Origin of the sequence: Shewanella cyperi, assembly GCF_017354985.1 — a bacterium.
In the GTDB taxonomy this organism is placed as follows: Bacteria; Pseudomonadota; Gammaproteobacteria; order Enterobacterales; family Shewanellaceae; genus Shewanella; species Shewanella cyperi.
Genome location: NZ_CP071501.1, coordinates 3,310,066 through 3,324,716, shown reverse-complemented (window position 1 = coordinate 3,324,716; position 14,651 = coordinate 3,310,066). Strand labels below are relative to the sequence as shown.

11 protein-coding genes are annotated in these 14,651 nt (G+C 57.1%); 9 read left to right on the top strand and 2 right to left on the bottom strand.

From position 1 onward, the window contains the following. Positions 1–210: 210 nt before the first annotated feature. Entirely contained in the window at positions 211–1,869 is a 1,659-nt protein-coding gene (gene ggt, locus JYB84_RS14660; protein ID WP_228290797.1) for a gamma-glutamyltransferase, read from the top strand. Between the two features lie 108 nt (positions 1,870–1,977). Beyond that, positions 1,978–2,913, top strand: a complete 936-nt coding sequence (locus JYB84_RS14655) for a Dyp-type peroxidase (protein ID WP_207320766.1) — start codon at positions 1,978–1,980, stop codon at positions 2,911–2,913. Positions 2,914–2,951: 38 nt separating this feature from the next. Here JYB84_RS14655 and argR read toward each other — a convergent pair whose 3' ends face one another. Continuing rightward, on the bottom strand, positions 2,952–3,422 hold the full coding sequence (gene argR / locus JYB84_RS14650; protein ID WP_207320765.1) for a transcriptional regulator ArgR: 471 nt from the start codon (positions 3,420–3,422) through the stop codon (positions 2,952–2,954). Positions 3,423–3,705: 283 nt separating this feature from the next. Between argR and mdh the strand changes: the two genes are divergently transcribed. The 6 genes from mdh (at position 3,706) to JYB84_RS14620 (ending at position 12,419) form a co-directional block, all read left to right on the top strand. After that, entirely contained in the window at positions 3,706–4,641 is a 936-nt protein-coding gene (gene mdh, locus JYB84_RS14645; RefSeq protein ID WP_207320764.1) for a malate dehydrogenase, read from the top strand. Between the two features lie 164 nt (positions 4,642–4,805). Then, positions 4,806–5,885, top strand: a complete 1,080-nt coding sequence (locus JYB84_RS14640) for an efflux RND transporter periplasmic adaptor subunit (protein ID WP_207320763.1) — start codon at positions 4,806–4,808, stop codon at positions 5,883–5,885. A 1-nt stretch (position 5,886) separates the two neighbouring features. Beyond that, positions 5,887–6,957: an efflux RND transporter periplasmic adaptor subunit gene (locus JYB84_RS14635; protein ID WP_207320762.1), complete on the top strand. Its 1,071-nt coding sequence runs from the start codon at positions 5,887–5,889 to the stop codon at positions 6,955–6,957. Positions 6,958–6,966: 9 nt separating this feature from the next. Next, a complete protein-coding gene (locus JYB84_RS14630; RefSeq protein WP_207320761.1) occupies positions 6,967–10,077 on the top strand; it encodes an efflux RND transporter permease subunit in 3,111 nt (1,036 codons plus the stop codon). Beyond that, positions 10,074–10,409 (top strand): cupin domain-containing protein, encoded by a 336-nt coding sequence (locus JYB84_RS14625; RefSeq protein WP_207320760.1) that lies wholly within the window; start codon positions 10,074–10,076, stop codon positions 10,407–10,409. Before JYB84_RS14630 ends, JYB84_RS14625 begins: the two co-directional genes overlap by 4 nt. Positions 10,410–10,490: 81 nt before the next feature. Further along, entirely contained in the window at positions 10,491–12,419 is a 1,929-nt protein-coding gene (locus JYB84_RS14620; protein WP_207320759.1) for a peptidase U32 family protein, read from the top strand. A gap of 57 nt (positions 12,420–12,476) precedes the next feature. Here JYB84_RS14620 and JYB84_RS14615 read toward each other — a convergent pair whose 3' ends face one another. Further along, on the bottom strand, positions 12,477–13,988 hold the full coding sequence (locus tag JYB84_RS14615; protein WP_207320758.1) for a DUF3612 domain-containing protein: 1,512 nt from the start codon (positions 13,986–13,988) through the stop codon (positions 12,477–12,479). Between the two features lie 139 nt (positions 13,989–14,127). On the opposite strand from JYB84_RS14615, the gene JYB84_RS14610 reads away from it, so the two are divergent. Further along, positions 14,128–14,589, top strand: coding sequence for an aldolase/citrate lyase/malate synthase family protein (locus tag JYB84_RS14610; protein ID WP_207320757.1), 462 nt, complete (start codon positions 14,128–14,130; stop codon positions 14,587–14,589). Positions 14,590–14,651 lie beyond the last annotated feature (62 nt).

Here is a 14,651-nt window from a genome sequence, read left to right as displayed (position 1 = left end):
CATCAAGGCTGTGGCTGGCGCTGCGGCCTGTTTTTCCGTTGTGCAATCCCTTTTTGTTCGCCGACTCCAAGCCAATATTCTGTTACAAGCTCACCAAAGTCACAGGCTGTAATTTGTGACGGAACTCTGTACGCTAAAGCCTCGCGGGAGGAAACTAAAATGATAATAAGCAAGCGACGGATTTTATTTGGAATTGTTTTCGGGTTCGGCATGATATCGGCGGCACAGGCCATGGACAGGATCACAGGCCAGGGTTTTGCCAGCCGCTCCGAGGTGTACGCTGTCAATGGCATGGCGGCCACCAGTCAGCCCCTGGCCACCCAGGTGGCTCTGGATGTGCTCAAGCAGGGCGGCAATGCGGTTGATGCGGCGATTGCGGCCAACGCCATGTTGGGATTGGTGGAACCCACGGGTGCGGGTATAGGTGGGGATCTGTTTGCCATAGTCTGGAGCGCCAAAGACAAAAAACTCTATGGCCTCAACGGCTCAGGTCGCAGCCCCAAGTCACTGACCCTGCAGATGTTGAAAGACAAGGGCTTGGATTACCTGCCACCCTATGGCCCCTTGCCGGTATCTGTGCCCGGTGCGGTCGATGGCTGGTTCGAACTGCACGACAAATTTGGCAAGTTGCCCATGCAGGCCATTCTGGCACCGGCCATAAGCTATGGCCGCGAAGGTTTTCCCGTCTCCGAACTCATCGCCTACTACCTCAAGGGCAGCGTCAGCCGTCTGGGGCAATTCCCCGGCTTCCGGGAAACCTATATGCCAAACGGCAGAATGCCGGGTGTGGGCGAAATCATGCGCAACCCGGCGCTGTCAGATACCTATGACAAAATTGCCAAGGGTGGCCGGGATGCCTTTTACAAGGGGGATATTGCCAGAACCATTGCTGCTTACATCAAAGAGCAGGGTGGCTATCTGAGTTATGAGGATCTTGCCGAGCACCACAGCGAGTGGGTTGAACCTGTCTCGGCCAACTATAGGGGTTATGACGTCTGGGAGCTGCCGCCCAATGGTCAGGGCATAGCGGCGTTGCAAATTCTCAAAACACTGGAGCCATTCGATCTCAAGGCCATGGGCCGTGACAGCGCCGAATTTGTGCATCACTTTGTTGAGGCCAAGAAGCTGGCCTTTGCCGACAGAGCCAAATTCTATGCCGACATGGCCTTTGCCAAGGTACCTGTGGATGGGCTTATTTCGGCAGACTACAACCGTCAGCGGGCCGGGCTTATCGATCCTCAGCGTGCCGCCAAATCGGTGGAGCCGGGCAATCCCAACCTGCAACATGGCGATACTGTGTACCTGACCACCGCCGATGGTGAGGGCAATATGGTGTCGCTGATCCAGAGCAATTATCGTGGTATGGGCTCGGGTATGACTCCGCCTGGTCTGGGTTTTGTGCTGCAGGACAGGGGGCAGTTGTTCGACCTGACCCCGGGCCGTGCCAACAGCTACGCCCCCGGCAAGCGACCATTTCATACCATTATTCCGGCCTTTGTCACCAAGGATGGCAAACCCTGGCTCAGTTTCGGGGTCATGGGCGGCGCCACCCAGCCACAGATGCATGCCCAGATCCTGATTAACCTTATCGACTTTGGCATGAATCTGCAGGAGGCCGGTGATGCACCGAGGATATTGCACTCGGGCTCCAGCGAACCGACCGGCGAGCAGATGCAGGATGGCGGCTTTATCAGCCTCGAATCCGGCTTCTCCATGGAAACCCGCCGGGAGCTGCTGAAAAAGGGCCATGTGCTCAGGGACGCCCTGGGGGATTTTGGTGGTTACCAGGCCATAGGCCGGGATCCCCAAACAGGTGTTTACCGGGGGGCCTCCGAGAGCCGCAAGGACGGACAGGCGGCAGGATACTGAGAAAAATCAGTTATCAAAACAGGCAAATGTGCACCGCTCGCTGCTATTTTGAATTAAAGTCAGGGATAATACTGCCGACAAGGGAAATCCTCTCTGGGGTCGATAGCTATGGATAATCAGGATATGCCGCGTGAACAATTGGGCGTGTGTGCCGAGGGAAACCTGCACAGTGTGTATTTGATGTTTAACGCCGTGGATGGCGAAGAGGCGGCGCTGCGTGCCTGTGTTGCCAGTGTGGCCCAGTACATCTATGAATTGTCGGATCAATATGCCGACAGTGCCTTCAATGGCTTCATCGCTATCGGGGCCAATTACTGGGGCACCCTCTATCCCGAAGCCAGGCCGGCGCTGCTTAAGCCATTTCCGGCCATGGAAGCGGGGAGCCGCGAGGCTCCGGCCATCGAATTCGACCTGTTTGTGCACCTGCGCTGCGATCGCTTCGACATTCTGCATCTGGTGGCCAATGAAGTGGCACAAATGCTGGAAGATTTGGTGGAGCTGGTGGATGAGGAGCGCGGGTTCCGTTTTATGGACAGCCGTGATTTGACCGGCTTTGTTGACGGTACCGAGAATCCCAGGGGCCGTCACCGCCAGGAAGTGGCTTTGGTGGCCGACGGCGATCCCCTGTTTCGTGGTGGCAGCTATGTTCATGTGCAGAAATTTGCCCACGATCTTGGCAAGTGGCACAGGCTGGCGGTTAAACGCCAGGAGGACATCATAGGCCGTACCAAGCTGGACAACATCGAATATGCGTCGGCCGATAAGCCGCTGACCAGCCACATCAAGCGGGTCAATCTCAAGGATGGCGACGGCAACTCCCTGGAGATATTGCGCCAGAGCATGCCCTTTGGCTCGGTGAAGCAGCAGGGACTGATGTTTATTTCAGTGTGCCATACACCACGTCATTTTGAGCTGATGTTGCAGTCGATGATCCAGGGCGACGGCGCAGGTAATCACGACCATTTGCTGCATTTTACCAAGGCCATGACGGGGTCATCTTTCTTTGCCCCCTCGCTGGACTTTATGGCGAGCTATGGTGCCTGAAATGAAAAAGCCCTCTTATGAGGGCTTTTTACTGCAGCTTATTCGCTGAAATTAAACAGGGATTTTACCGTTTCCAGGGTATCATCAATCGTCTTGATGCTGGATGGGCAGATAAAGATGGTATCATCACCTGCTATGGTACCGAGTATCCCCTCGGGTTTACCGATGGAGTCCAGCAGGCGGGCGATGAGCTGGGCGGCCCCCGGGCTGGTGCGCACCACTATCATGGCCTGGTTGTGATCCACATCCAGCACCAGGTTTTTCAGTGGGCTGCCGGCCGTTGGCACCCCGAGTTCGGCGGGCAAGCAGTACACCATTTCCTGTTTGGCATTGCGGGTTCGCACCGCGCCAAACTTGCTCAGCATCCTGGATACCTTGGATTGGTTGATGTTGCTGAAACCTTCGGCCTGCAGTGCGGCGACGATTTCGCTCTGGGAGCCGAAACGCTCCTCCTTGAGGATCGCCTTGAAGGTTTTGATGAGATCGTCCTGATTTTTGCTTGTTTGCATGGTCGTTGTTATTCTATTATTCATAAAAACAGCGTCATTCTGCATACTTTTCACTTTTTTGTCAACAATGAATCGGTTTTTGTGAATAAAAATTCACGCTCAACCTGGGTTTATCACCTATCTTCAAACGACTGTTTCAAAAAGCTTACGCTTTCAGCGGATTTTACCCCGCCAGCGGGTCTACCCGACCAAGGGATAATTGATATTTGGGTGGCAATCCATTAATGTTGCGCCATCATAAAGGTCCCATCTCACAAATATCCGAGACTAGACGGAGATAACTATGAAAGTTGCTGTTCTTGGTGCTGCTGGCGGTATTGGCCAGGCTCTTGCCCTTCTGTTGAAAACCCAACTGCCTGCTGGTTCAAAGCTGTCATTGTATGACATCGCTCCAGTGACCCCAGGTGTTGCCGTGGATCTGAGCCACATCCCTACCGCCGTTGAGGTCAAGGGTTTCTGCGGTGAAGACCCAACGCCAGCACTGGAAGGTGCCGACGTGGTGCTGATCTCTGCCGGTGTTGCCCGTAAGCCTGGTATGGATCGCTCCGATCTGTTTAACATCAACGCCGGTATCGTGCGCAACCTCATTGAAAAAGTGGCTGTGACCTGTCCAAAGGCGCTGGTGGGTATCATCACCAACCCGGTTAACACCACTGTGGCCATTGCTGCCGAAGTGCTGAAAAAAGCCGGTGTTTATGACAAGAACCGTCTGTTCGGTGTAACCACTCTGGACGTTATCCGCGCCGAGACCTTCGTTGCCGAAGCCAAGGGTGTTGACGTGAAAGACGTTAAGGTTAACGTGATTGGCGGCCACAGCGGCGTAACCATTCTGCCTCTGCTGTCTCAAATCGAAGGCGTGAGCTTCTCCGACGAAGAAGTCGCTGCCCTGACCAAGCGTATCCAAAACGCCGGTACCGAAGTGGTTGAAGCCAAGGCCGGTGGCGGCAGCGCGACCCTGTCCATGGGCCAGGCGGCATTCCGTTTCGGTATGTCTCTGATCCGCGGTCTGCAGGGTGAAGCCAACGTCGTTGAATGCACCTATGTTGACGGTGGCAGCGAGCATGCTACTTTCTTCGCCCAACCCGTACTGCTGGGTAAAAACGGCGTCGAAAAAGTACTGTCTTACGGCGACATCAGCGCGTTCGAAGCTAATGCCCGTGACGCCATGCTGGACACCCTCAAGGGTGACATCCAACTGGGTGTAGACTTCGTTAAGTAAGTCTCAGCCGGTAGAAAAACGGAGCCACAGTGCTCCGTTTTTTATTGTGTTTTTTCCAGTGAAATGAAGTTTTATCCTCTGAAAAGTAGGCAATTTTTCCCATGCTTGGTAAGCTGAATCTTATCTTTTGCCAACAGAATCACTGATTCCAGTGGAGAGCTGTTATGAAGCCATGTGAGACCCGTTCACGGACACTATCGGGCCCAGGCCTGCTGTTGTCTCTGTTAATGCCCCTTCTGCTGTTATCAGGAAATGCCCTCGCGGCCAAGGAAAGACCCCGCCCGGTGAAGGTGATGCAGATTTCCCTCGCCGATGGCAGTGGCGAACGCGTTCTGCCGGGGCAGGTGAAGGCCAGCGAGCGGGCGGCACTGTCGTTTCAGGTCTCAGGCGAGATCAGCGCCATCAAGGTTCGTCCAGGTGAAGCGGTAAAGGCAGGCCAGTTGCTGGCATTACTGGACCCGGCCATCTACGAGCAACAGCTGGAAGTGGCCAAGGCCCAATTTGAATTGGCCAAGGTCCTGTTCGAGCGTGCCAGCAGTCTGGTGGAGCAGGGCGTGGTATCGCGCAACGATTTTGACAAGTACAAGAGTGATTATGCCGTGGCCCGCGCGGCCTTGGACAAGGCGGAAACGGACTTGAGCTACACACGTCTGCTGGCACCCTATGATGGCATTATTTCCCAGCGTTTCAGACGTCAGTATGAATTCGTGCCGGCCCAGCAGCAGGTGCTGGGGATCCGCAATGAAGCGGCAATCGATGTCAGCTTCCAATTACCCGAGCAATACATAGGTGCCCTGCAGCGCAGCCCCCAGGGCCAGGGAAAGGTGCTCGGTGCCGAAGTCAGGTTTGACAGCAGCGACCTCTGGTTCTCCGCCAGCCTCAAAGAAATGAATACAGTCGCGGACATCAGCACCGCCAGCTATACCCTGGTGCTGACCCTGCCAATGCCTGAAAAGCTTAACATTCTGCCGGGCATGTCGGCCGCGGTGAAGGTCAGGCTCGCGGGCGACGGAATGGTGGCCCAGCCAGCCCTGCCCGAGGGGGCTCTGGTTCGGGAAGACAAGGGCAACTTTGTCTATCGCTGGTTGCCGGCGGAAAACAAGGTGGAGAAGGTGGCCGTCACCTTGAATGGCACTGTCCTGGTGTCCGGCCTCAGCGATGGTGACTTTGTGGTGGTTGCCGGGGTGGATGAACTCAGTGACGGTCAGACCGTTGAGCGCTGGGTGAAGGAAAGGGGACTCTGATATGCGCAACATCCGATTGGCGGCACTGCTGCTTTTGCTCTGTGGCTGCAATGGGGCCCAGCAAATGAGCCCCGAACAGGTGCGGGTGCAAACCTTCACCATTCCGAAAACCGAAAACGAGATGATCCGGGTATTCAATGGTGTATCCCGGGCTCAGGATCTGACCCAGTTGTCCTTCAGGATCCCCGGTCGCATTGCCAGTATCCCGGTCAGCAAGGGCCAGGTGGTGAAGCAGGGCCAGGTGCTGGCTGTATTGGACAAGAAAGATTTTGAAATCATCTTGAGCGATCGCCGGGCGCGGCTGGAAGTGACGGCCAAGCAGGCCGAGCGCGCCAAGCAATTGGTGGATCAGCAATTGATGGCCCAGGCCGAGTACGACCAGCTGCAGGCGCAATTTCTGGTGGCCCAGGCCCAGGCGCGTCAGGCCGAACTCAATCTGCAATACACGGAGCTGAAGGCACCCTTCGATGGCACAGTCAGCGATGTGTTCCCCAAGTCATTTGAAAACGTGCAGCCCGGAACCCCGATAGTCAGCATGCACAAGAGTGAGCGCATCGAGGTGGCGGTACAGGTGCCGGATGTGCTGATTGCCGTGTCCCGCCCCGTGGATCAATCCCACCCAAAAAGCGAGCTCAAGGTCAGCTTCGAGGCCTTTCCCGAGGTGTGGTTCAAGGGCAGTTTGCTGGAAATCACCTCGGAAAAAGATCCCGCTTCCCAAACCTATATAGCGACAGTGGCGGTGGAATTGGATGAAGGCTACAAGGTGCTCGAAGGTATGCCGGCCAAGGTCGAAGTGGATCTGGCCAAGGTCACCTATAGCTTCAGCCGCCAGTTCAAGGTACCGGTAGCCGCCGTGGTCATGCCCGATGGTAGCGATCTCGACAGGCAGGACGCCGGGGTCTGGTTATTCGACCCGGCAAGTAATCAGGTGCATTTTCAGCCCGTGACCCTGGGGGTGATTACCGGTGACAGGATAGAAGTCCGCGCCGGTCTCAGCGAAGGCCAGATGATAGTCACCCAGGGCTTGTCCCGTCTGGTCGAAGGCCAGCAAGTTGAACGCATCCCAGGATAAGGAAAGCACATGAGCGTAGCAGGCTATTTTGTCAAAAATTCTGTCATCAGCTGGATGTTTACCCTGATCCTGCTGATAGGCGGCATCATGTCCTTCAACCGTCTGGGACAACTGGAAGATCCACCATTCACCATCAAGGATGCCATAGTGGTGACCCTGTATCCGGGCGCCACCTCCACCGAGGTGGAGGAGGAAGTGACCTATCCTCTGGAGAAAGCGATACAGTCCTTACCCTATGTAGATAAATTGCGCTCCCTCAATACCTCGGGCATGTCGCAGATTATCGTGACCATGAAGAAAACCTATGGTCCGGACAAGCTGCCACAGATCTGGGACGAGCTGCGGCGCAAGGTCAACGACATGTCGACCCGCTTGCCGCCGGGGGCGCAACAGCCACTGGTGAACGATGATTTCGGTGACGTCTTCGGTATTATGTTGATGATCAGCGGTGAGGATTACGGCTACCGGGATCTCAAGGACTACGTGGATTACGTTAAGCGCGAACTGGAGTTGATCCCCGGTGTCGGCAAGGTCTCCCTGGCGGGCGAGCAGCAGGAGCAGGTGTTTGTTGAGATGTCCCTCAACAAGGCCGCCAGCTCCAACCTGGATCCTTCGCTTATCACCAATCTGCTCAACAGCCAGAACATGGTGACGGATGCGGGCAATATCCGCATCGCCGGTGACAATCTGCGGATCCGCACCAGTGGCGGCAGCAAGTCGGTACAGGAACTGCAGGAGCTGATCATTCCCGGCACCAGTGGTGACAAGCTGATTTACCTCAAAGACGTGGCCACGGTGCGCCGCGGCTACCAGGAGATCCCCTCCAACACCCTGAGCTTTAATGGCCACCAGGCCATCAACCTGGGTATTTCCTTTGCCTCCGGGGTTAACGTGGTTGCGGTCGGTGAGGCCGTGGATGCCAAACTGGCGGAAATTGAAGGTGCCCGCCCGGCGGGAATGAAGATTGAGACCATGTATAACCAGCCAGCGGAAGTGAGCAAGTCGGTCTCCAGCTTTGTCTGGAACCTGATAGCTGCCGTGGTGATAGTCATAGGTGTACTGCTGCTGTTCATGGGTCTCAAGAGTGGCATTCTCATCGGCCTTATCCTGTTCCTCACCTGTCTTGGCACCTTTATCCTGATGAAACATGCGGATATAGAGCTGCAGCGGATATCCCTCGGGGCCCTCATCATTGCCCTGGGGATGCTGGTGGACAACGCCATAGTAGTGGTGGAAGGCATACTTATTGGCCGCCAGATGGGGCAGACGACCTTGCAGGCCGCCGAGGCGATAGTCAAACAGACCATGTGGCCTTTGCTCGGCGCCACCGTCATCGCCATTACCGCCTTTGCCCCCATAGGCCTGTCACCGGATGCCACCGGTGAGTTTGCCGGTTCCCTGTTCTGGGTGCTGCTGTTTTCGCTGTTTCTGTCCTGGGTGACGGCCATCAGCATCACGCCCTTCTTTGCGCGGCTGTTCTTCGGTGAGGCCGGTGAGGCCCAAACCGCCGGTGAAACCAAGGATCCTTACGGTGGTGCCTTCTTCCATGCCTATCGCGGCCTGCTGGATATGTGCATGCGTTTCCGCTACCTGAGCGTGCTGGCGGTGGTGGCGCTGTTTGTGCTGTCCGTGGTCGGCTTTGGCTGGGTGAAACAGTCCTTCTTCCCGCCATCTACCACGCCAATCTTCCTGGTGGATATATGGATGCCGGAAGGCACGGACATTCGTGAGACCGGCACAGTGGTGTCCGCCATGGGCGATATGGCGGGCAAGCTCGACAACGTTGAGTTCGTGGCCGCCACAGTGGGCAAGGGCTTCCCGCGTTTTATGCTGACCTATTCGCCGGAGAAAAACTACGCCGCCTTTGGCCAGTTGGCGGTGCGTACCGCGGACTTCGACAGCCTGACCGGGGTCATGAAGCAATTCCGCACCGAGGCCGAAGCGGCATTCCCGCAAACCCAGCTCAAGTTCAAGCGCCTGGAAATCGGCCCCTCTACCGATGCCAAGATAGAGGCGCGTCTGTCCGGGGCAGATCCCGATGAACTGCGGCGTTTAGGTGCCGAGGTGAAGGCCATCTTCGCTGCCACCCCGGGCACGGTTAACGTGCGTCACGACTGGCGTGAGCGGGTTAAGTACATAGCGCCCAGGTTCAACGAAACCCAGGCGCGGCGCCTTGGCATAGTGAAAAGCGAGGTGGACCGGGCGCTGAAGTTCTCCTTCGCCGGACTGCAAATTGGTCTCTATCGCGAAGGCACCAGTCTGCTGCCCATAGTGGCCCGCCTGCCCGATGAAGAGCGGGTCGACATAGAGTCGCTGGAGAGCGTGCGCATCTGGAGCCCGGTGCTCAAGACGCTAATCCCGCTGCAGCAGGTGGTGGATGGCTTCGAGGTCAAATTCGAAGATCCCATCATTCAGCGCCGGGACCGCAAGCGCACCCTGACTGTGTTCGCCGATGCCGACTTTGAATACGACATACTGCCGGCGGCCCTGTTCGCCCAGGTGCGCGACAAGGTGGAGGCGGTGCAACTGCCGCCCGGTTACGAGCTGCATTGGGGCGGCGAATTTGAGTCTTCCCGCGACGCGCAAAAATCCCTGTTCGCCACCTTGCCTTTGGGTTATGTGCTGATGTTCCTCATCACGGTGTTCCTGTTTAACTCGGTGCGTAAGCCGCTGGTGATCTGGTGCTGTGTGCCCCTGGCCATCATAGGCATTACCCTGGGGCTGCTGGTGATGGACAAGCCCTTCAGCTTTATGGCGCTACTGGGGATGCTGAGCCTGTCGGGCATGTTGCTGAAAAACGGCATAGTGCTGCTCGACCAGATTAACCTGGAGATCAACCAAGGGGTCGAGCCGTTCCGCGCCGTGTTTGAAAGCACAGTCAGCAGGGTGCGGCCCGTGTGTATGGCGGCGGTGACCACCATCCTGGGCATGCTGCCGTTGATCACCGACGCCTTCTTCGAGTCCATGGCCGCTGTGGTGATGTTCGGTCTCGGGGTGGCGACTATACTGACTCTTATCATAGTGCCGGTGTTTTACATCATCTTCTTCCGTATCCAGTACCGCGATTATCGCCACTTTGATTCGGAAGCCGCTAAGGAAACCGGGGGAGTTGCAGGATGAGAAACCATGACTTCAGCGCCGGCAGTCTGTTTGCGGCGCTGCCGGCAGCCCTGGATGACGAGGTGTTTGAAGATCTTATCCGGGCGCCGGGTTGCCGTATCGAGCGCATAGTCTCCAACGGCCAGGCCACCCCCGAAGGGGAGTGGTACTGCCAACAGCAGCATGAGTGGGTCATGCTGCTGGAAGGGGCTGCTGAGCTGGGTTTCGAAGATGGCCGCAGTTTGGTGATGAAGCCCGGCGATCATGTCAATCTGCCCAAAGGATTGAAACACAGGGTCAATTCCACCAAGGCCGATGGGATCAGCATCTGGTTGGCGGTGTTCTACGATTAAGCGGCTTTTCTGGCCCGCTGGCTCTGCTATACTCTGTGCCCTTAATTTCACTCCCACTGAAATAGCGGTAGAGCACAGAGCATGACCACAGGCGTTGAAATCTTTATTCCCGGCCAGGCGGCCCAGGTTCACTCCGAGCGCGAACAAGCGCCCAAAGTTGAACTGGCCGACAACAAGCTGGAGCTGCTGGCCCCGGCCAAAAATGCCGACTATGGCATTGAGGCCATACGCCACGGTGCCGACGCCGTCTACATTGGTGGTCCCGCCTACGGCGCCCGTCATACCGCCGGCAACAGTGTGGCCGATATCGCCCGCCTGTGTGAATATGCCCACCGCTACCATGCCCAGGTGTTTGTCACCTTCAACACCATTTTGCTGGACGACGAGCTGGAACAGGCCCGGCGCCTGATTTGGGAAGTCTACGAGGCCGGTGCCGACGCCATTATCGTTCAGGACTTGGGCCTGCTGGAGTTGGAACTGCCCCCCATTGCCCTGCACGCCAGTACCCAGATGGACAACCGGGTGCCGGCCAAGGTGGCCTTCCTTGAGCACGTGGGTTTCTCCCAGGTGGTTCTGGCCCGGGAGCTGAGCCTGAGCCAAATCCGTGCCGTGGCGGCCGAGACCAAAATGCGCCTGGAGTACTTTATCCATGGCGCCCTGTGCGTGGCCTTCAGCGGCCAGTGCTATATCAGTGAAGCCTATACCGACAACCGCAGCGCCAACCGCGGTGAGTGTTCCCAGCAGTGCCGTATGCCCGGCAACCTCAAGACCCGCCAGGGCGATATCATCGCCAGCAACGAACACATGCTGTCACTCAAGGACAACAACCAGACCGAAAATCTGGAGGCGCTGATCGATGCCGGGGTACGCTCATTCAAGATTGAGGGCCGTCTCAAGGATCTGAGTTACGTGAAAAACGTAACCGCCCACTATCGCCAGCAGCTTGATGCCATCATGGCCCGCCGCCCCGAGTTTGAACCCGCATCTCATGGCCGTTGCAGTTTCAGCTTCCAGCCGGATCCGGACAAGAGCTTCAACCGCGGCAAGACCGACTATTTCACCCACGAGCGTCAGCCCAGTATTGCCGACTTTCGTACTCCCAAGTATCTGGGTATAGAGGTGGGCAAGGTCAGCCACATAGGCAAGGACCACATAGTAGTGGATTCAGACACCGAGTTTCACAACGGTGATGGTCTGGGCTTCTTTGCCAAAAACTATGAAAAGGCGCGCCTGTCCGATGACAAGCTGACCGGTTTTCGGGTCAACCGCGCCGACGGCAATACCTTGTATCTGAAGGAAGTGCCCAAGGATCTGCGCCTCGGCGTCACCCTGTATCGCAACCACGATCAGGAATTCGAGATGCTGCTCTCAAAAGAATCCGCCGAGCGTCTGGTGCCGGTCAATTTCGCCCTCGCCGACCGCGAAGGCGGTCTGGCGCTGACGGCCTTTGATAACCACGGCCATGGGGTGACGGTGACCGCTGACTTCGACAAGCAGCAGGCCAAGGATATTGAGCGCAACCGAGACGGCCTTATCAAGAATCTCGGCAAGCTCGGCAACACAGATTTCAGCCTGGGTGAGATAGACCTGGGCGATGCCGGGGCCGTGTTTGCCCCAGCCTCCGTCATCAACGGTTTGCGCCGCGAGGCCATTGAAGCGCTGGAACAGGCACGCATCCAGGGCTATCGTCGCCCCACGCCATGGCAGCGGGATATGAGTGCCCGCTATCCCCAGCGCAGCCTGACCTACCTTGGCAACGTGTCCAACCAGAAGGCCAAGGATTTCTACACCCGCCATGGTGTGGTGTCGATTCGCGATGCCTACGAGGTGCGGCCGGTGAAGGGCGATGCGCCGCTGATGATAACCAAGCACTGCATCCGCTACAGCTACAACATGTGCCCCAAGGAAGTGCCCGGTCTCAAGGCCGAGCCGCTGGAAATGGAACTGGGCGGCAAGCCGTTCAAGCTGGTGTTTGACTGCCACAAGTGTGAAATGCTGGTGGTGGGCTAAGCCATTCTTTAAAAAAACGGCGCCAGAGGGCGCCGTTTTTGTTTGTGATGCCTGGCGTCAGCGTCCCTGGCAGCTACCCGGGTAGCAGGCAGGTTGGCGAGGACAGGCGGCGCCACGGCTGCAGATAAGCCTTGCCCCCTTATCTATGCCACGCTCGACCCAGTTGATATTGAGGATCCGCGCTATGCTCATCAGCTGACGGCGAATTGGAGCAGGTATGGGGCCCTGGCCACCGGCGCTGACGCACTGGTGCTTGAGTTCCTCCGCCAGGCTCAAGGCGTCCGTCCCCTGGGCCTCGATGGCGGGATTGAGATCTATGCCGGCACAGAGTACATGGTGATTGCCTGCCAGATCGTCCACCTTCACCGACTCGCAGCAGTAGATCCTCGGGCTGCCGTCCACGTCCAGGATGGAGATCTGCGCCGAGCTGCCATCGCTGGGCTCGCTCAACATACGAAATACCGCCCAGTGCTGGCAGGGATCCGGCACCTGGCGCATATTGCCCCAGGGCAGGGGAATACCATTGCCCCGGTACACCGCCTTGAGTTTACCCGGGGCGTAGGCATCAAAATAGTGCCAGTGCGGATAGGGCGACACCACTGTCATGCGGCGCATGGCCACCGAGGCCGAAACGCCGATTTTGGCATGGGTGCCAATCTCGTAGCCGTTGCGCTCCAGCAGTTGGCGGAACGGCACCTTGGGACACAGCAGGGCACCGGCGAAAAAGCTGGATTCAAAGTCACGCCAGGCGCCGAGCATGTCCTGGGCATTGACCGTGGAGGACGCGGGTTCCGGGGCGCCCATGCCATCACCCACGGTCAGCACCCGTTTCAAACCGTCCTTGTTGTGCAGCACACAGTGACCTATGTGCACCGCCAGGTCGTACTTGAGTCGCTCGGGCTGGGTCTTCAGCAGGTTGTTGATAAAGATGCTGGCGGGGGGCTCAAAATAGGAGGTCACCAACTGACGCTGGGGGATCCCGTTCTCGTCCACCGCAGGTGCGGCCCCTTCACTGAAAAAGCGCACCTTCATGCCGAGGCGCTTGGCTATGGCCAGCAAATCTTCTGCGGTCAGATGCAGGTTTTTGCCACCCACTTCGTCGGCGGCCCGCTCCAGATCCGGAAAGTGATTCTGATGGTGTTCCTGGTGGGCGCGGATCAGCAGCTGGGCAAACTGGCGGCCGCTGACCCCGGTTTGGGACAGCATTTCCGGAATGGCGATTTGCAAAATATCGCGGGAGAACAAAAAGCTTGGCTCCAGCGCCATGCCATTGATGCCACCGCGCCGGCCCTTGTCCGGGGTGATGTCCTCCTCCTCCGGCACGTCGTCGAGAAACCAGTCCGGCGACTTTTCAAACACCTTGGCAATGACCGCCAACATGGCGCTGCCGGGCACCCGCTTGCCGCGTTCAATCATAGACAGATAGGACACGGATGGCGCCAGTTCGGGGTCGATGCGTACGCAACGGGCCGACAAATCTTCCATCGTCAGATGATTGCGTTTACGCAGGTTTCTAATCTTGGTGCCCATAAAATGGGACTTGCGCATCAAGCTTTTTTCACTGGCCATTTTGTAAAATTCACACTGTGAAATTTTTATTGTGAAATTACAGTTAAAAATACCCTAGACTAAAAATCAAGCAAATTCGTGAAGGCATTCTGCCCGCGACACTGCAATACCTTTGATGACCAGTGATAGGGGAAAGGCGATGAACATGACCATGATGGATAGCCGTGAACAGCATCTGCAAGAATGGATTGGAATGGGTGAAACCCGGGATGTCGCCGCCTTGCTCGACCGCCATTTTCCCCTGGCCCAGGGTTCCCACGCCGAGGTTCGCGGTTATCTGGTGTATTTCCAACACCTGTTGGCCTGTTTTGAGGATGGCAGTCAGACCGGCCTGGCACAGCCATCGCAGTTTGTGGCCCTGTGCGGCTCCCGCACCGAACCTGAGGCGCTGCTGCTGAAGTCCGGCGAGCACCATATCGCCCTGTTGCTGGCGCGCTGTGGCCAGGATTGCCGACTTGATGATGTGCAGTTGGAATCCCACTCCCTGGGCTTGGATACCCGCAGCGGCGAGCTGCAGCCCCAGTGGTTGAGTCTGTGTCACTCGGCCCCCATGCCAGGCTGCCGCTTCACCGCCAGGGAAGGGGGCGAATATCGTCTTTAGCCTCAATTGTCTTGGTGGCAAGGATAAAACCATAGCAAGGAATGAGGTTCATTGACGTTTTT

Coding starts and splice junctions, on each gene's coding strand:
- ggt (WP_228290797.1), top strand. CDS start 211: ATGATATCGGCGGCACAGGCCATGGACAGGATCACAGGCCAGGGTTTT.
- JYB84_RS14655 (WP_207320766.1), top strand. CDS start 1,978: ATGGATAATCAGGATATGCCGCGTGAACAATTGGGCGTGTGTGCCGAG.
- argR (WP_207320765.1), bottom strand. CDS start 3,422: ATGCAAACAAGCAAAAATCAGGACGATCTCATCAAAACCTTCAAGGCG.
- mdh (WP_207320764.1), top strand. CDS start 3,706: ATGAAAGTTGCTGTTCTTGGTGCTGCTGGCGGTATTGGCCAGGCTCTT.
- JYB84_RS14640 (WP_207320763.1), top strand. CDS start 4,806: ATGAAGCCATGTGAGACCCGTTCACGGACACTATCGGGCCCAGGCCTG.
- JYB84_RS14635 (WP_207320762.1), top strand. CDS start 5,887: ATGCGCAACATCCGATTGGCGGCACTGCTGCTTTTGCTCTGTGGCTGC.
- JYB84_RS14630 (WP_207320761.1), top strand. CDS start 6,967: ATGAGCGTAGCAGGCTATTTTGTCAAAAATTCTGTCATCAGCTGGATG.
- JYB84_RS14625 (WP_207320760.1), top strand. CDS start 10,074: ATGAGAAACCATGACTTCAGCGCCGGCAGTCTGTTTGCGGCGCTGCCG.
- JYB84_RS14620 (WP_207320759.1), top strand. CDS start 10,491: ATGACCACAGGCGTTGAAATCTTTATTCCCGGCCAGGCGGCCCAGGTT.
- JYB84_RS14615 (WP_207320758.1), bottom strand. CDS start 13,988: ATGGCCAGTGAAAAAAGCTTGATGCGCAAGTCCCATTTTATGGGCACC.
- JYB84_RS14610 (WP_207320757.1), top strand. CDS start 14,128: ATGAACATGACCATGATGGATAGCCGTGAACAGCATCTGCAAGAATGG.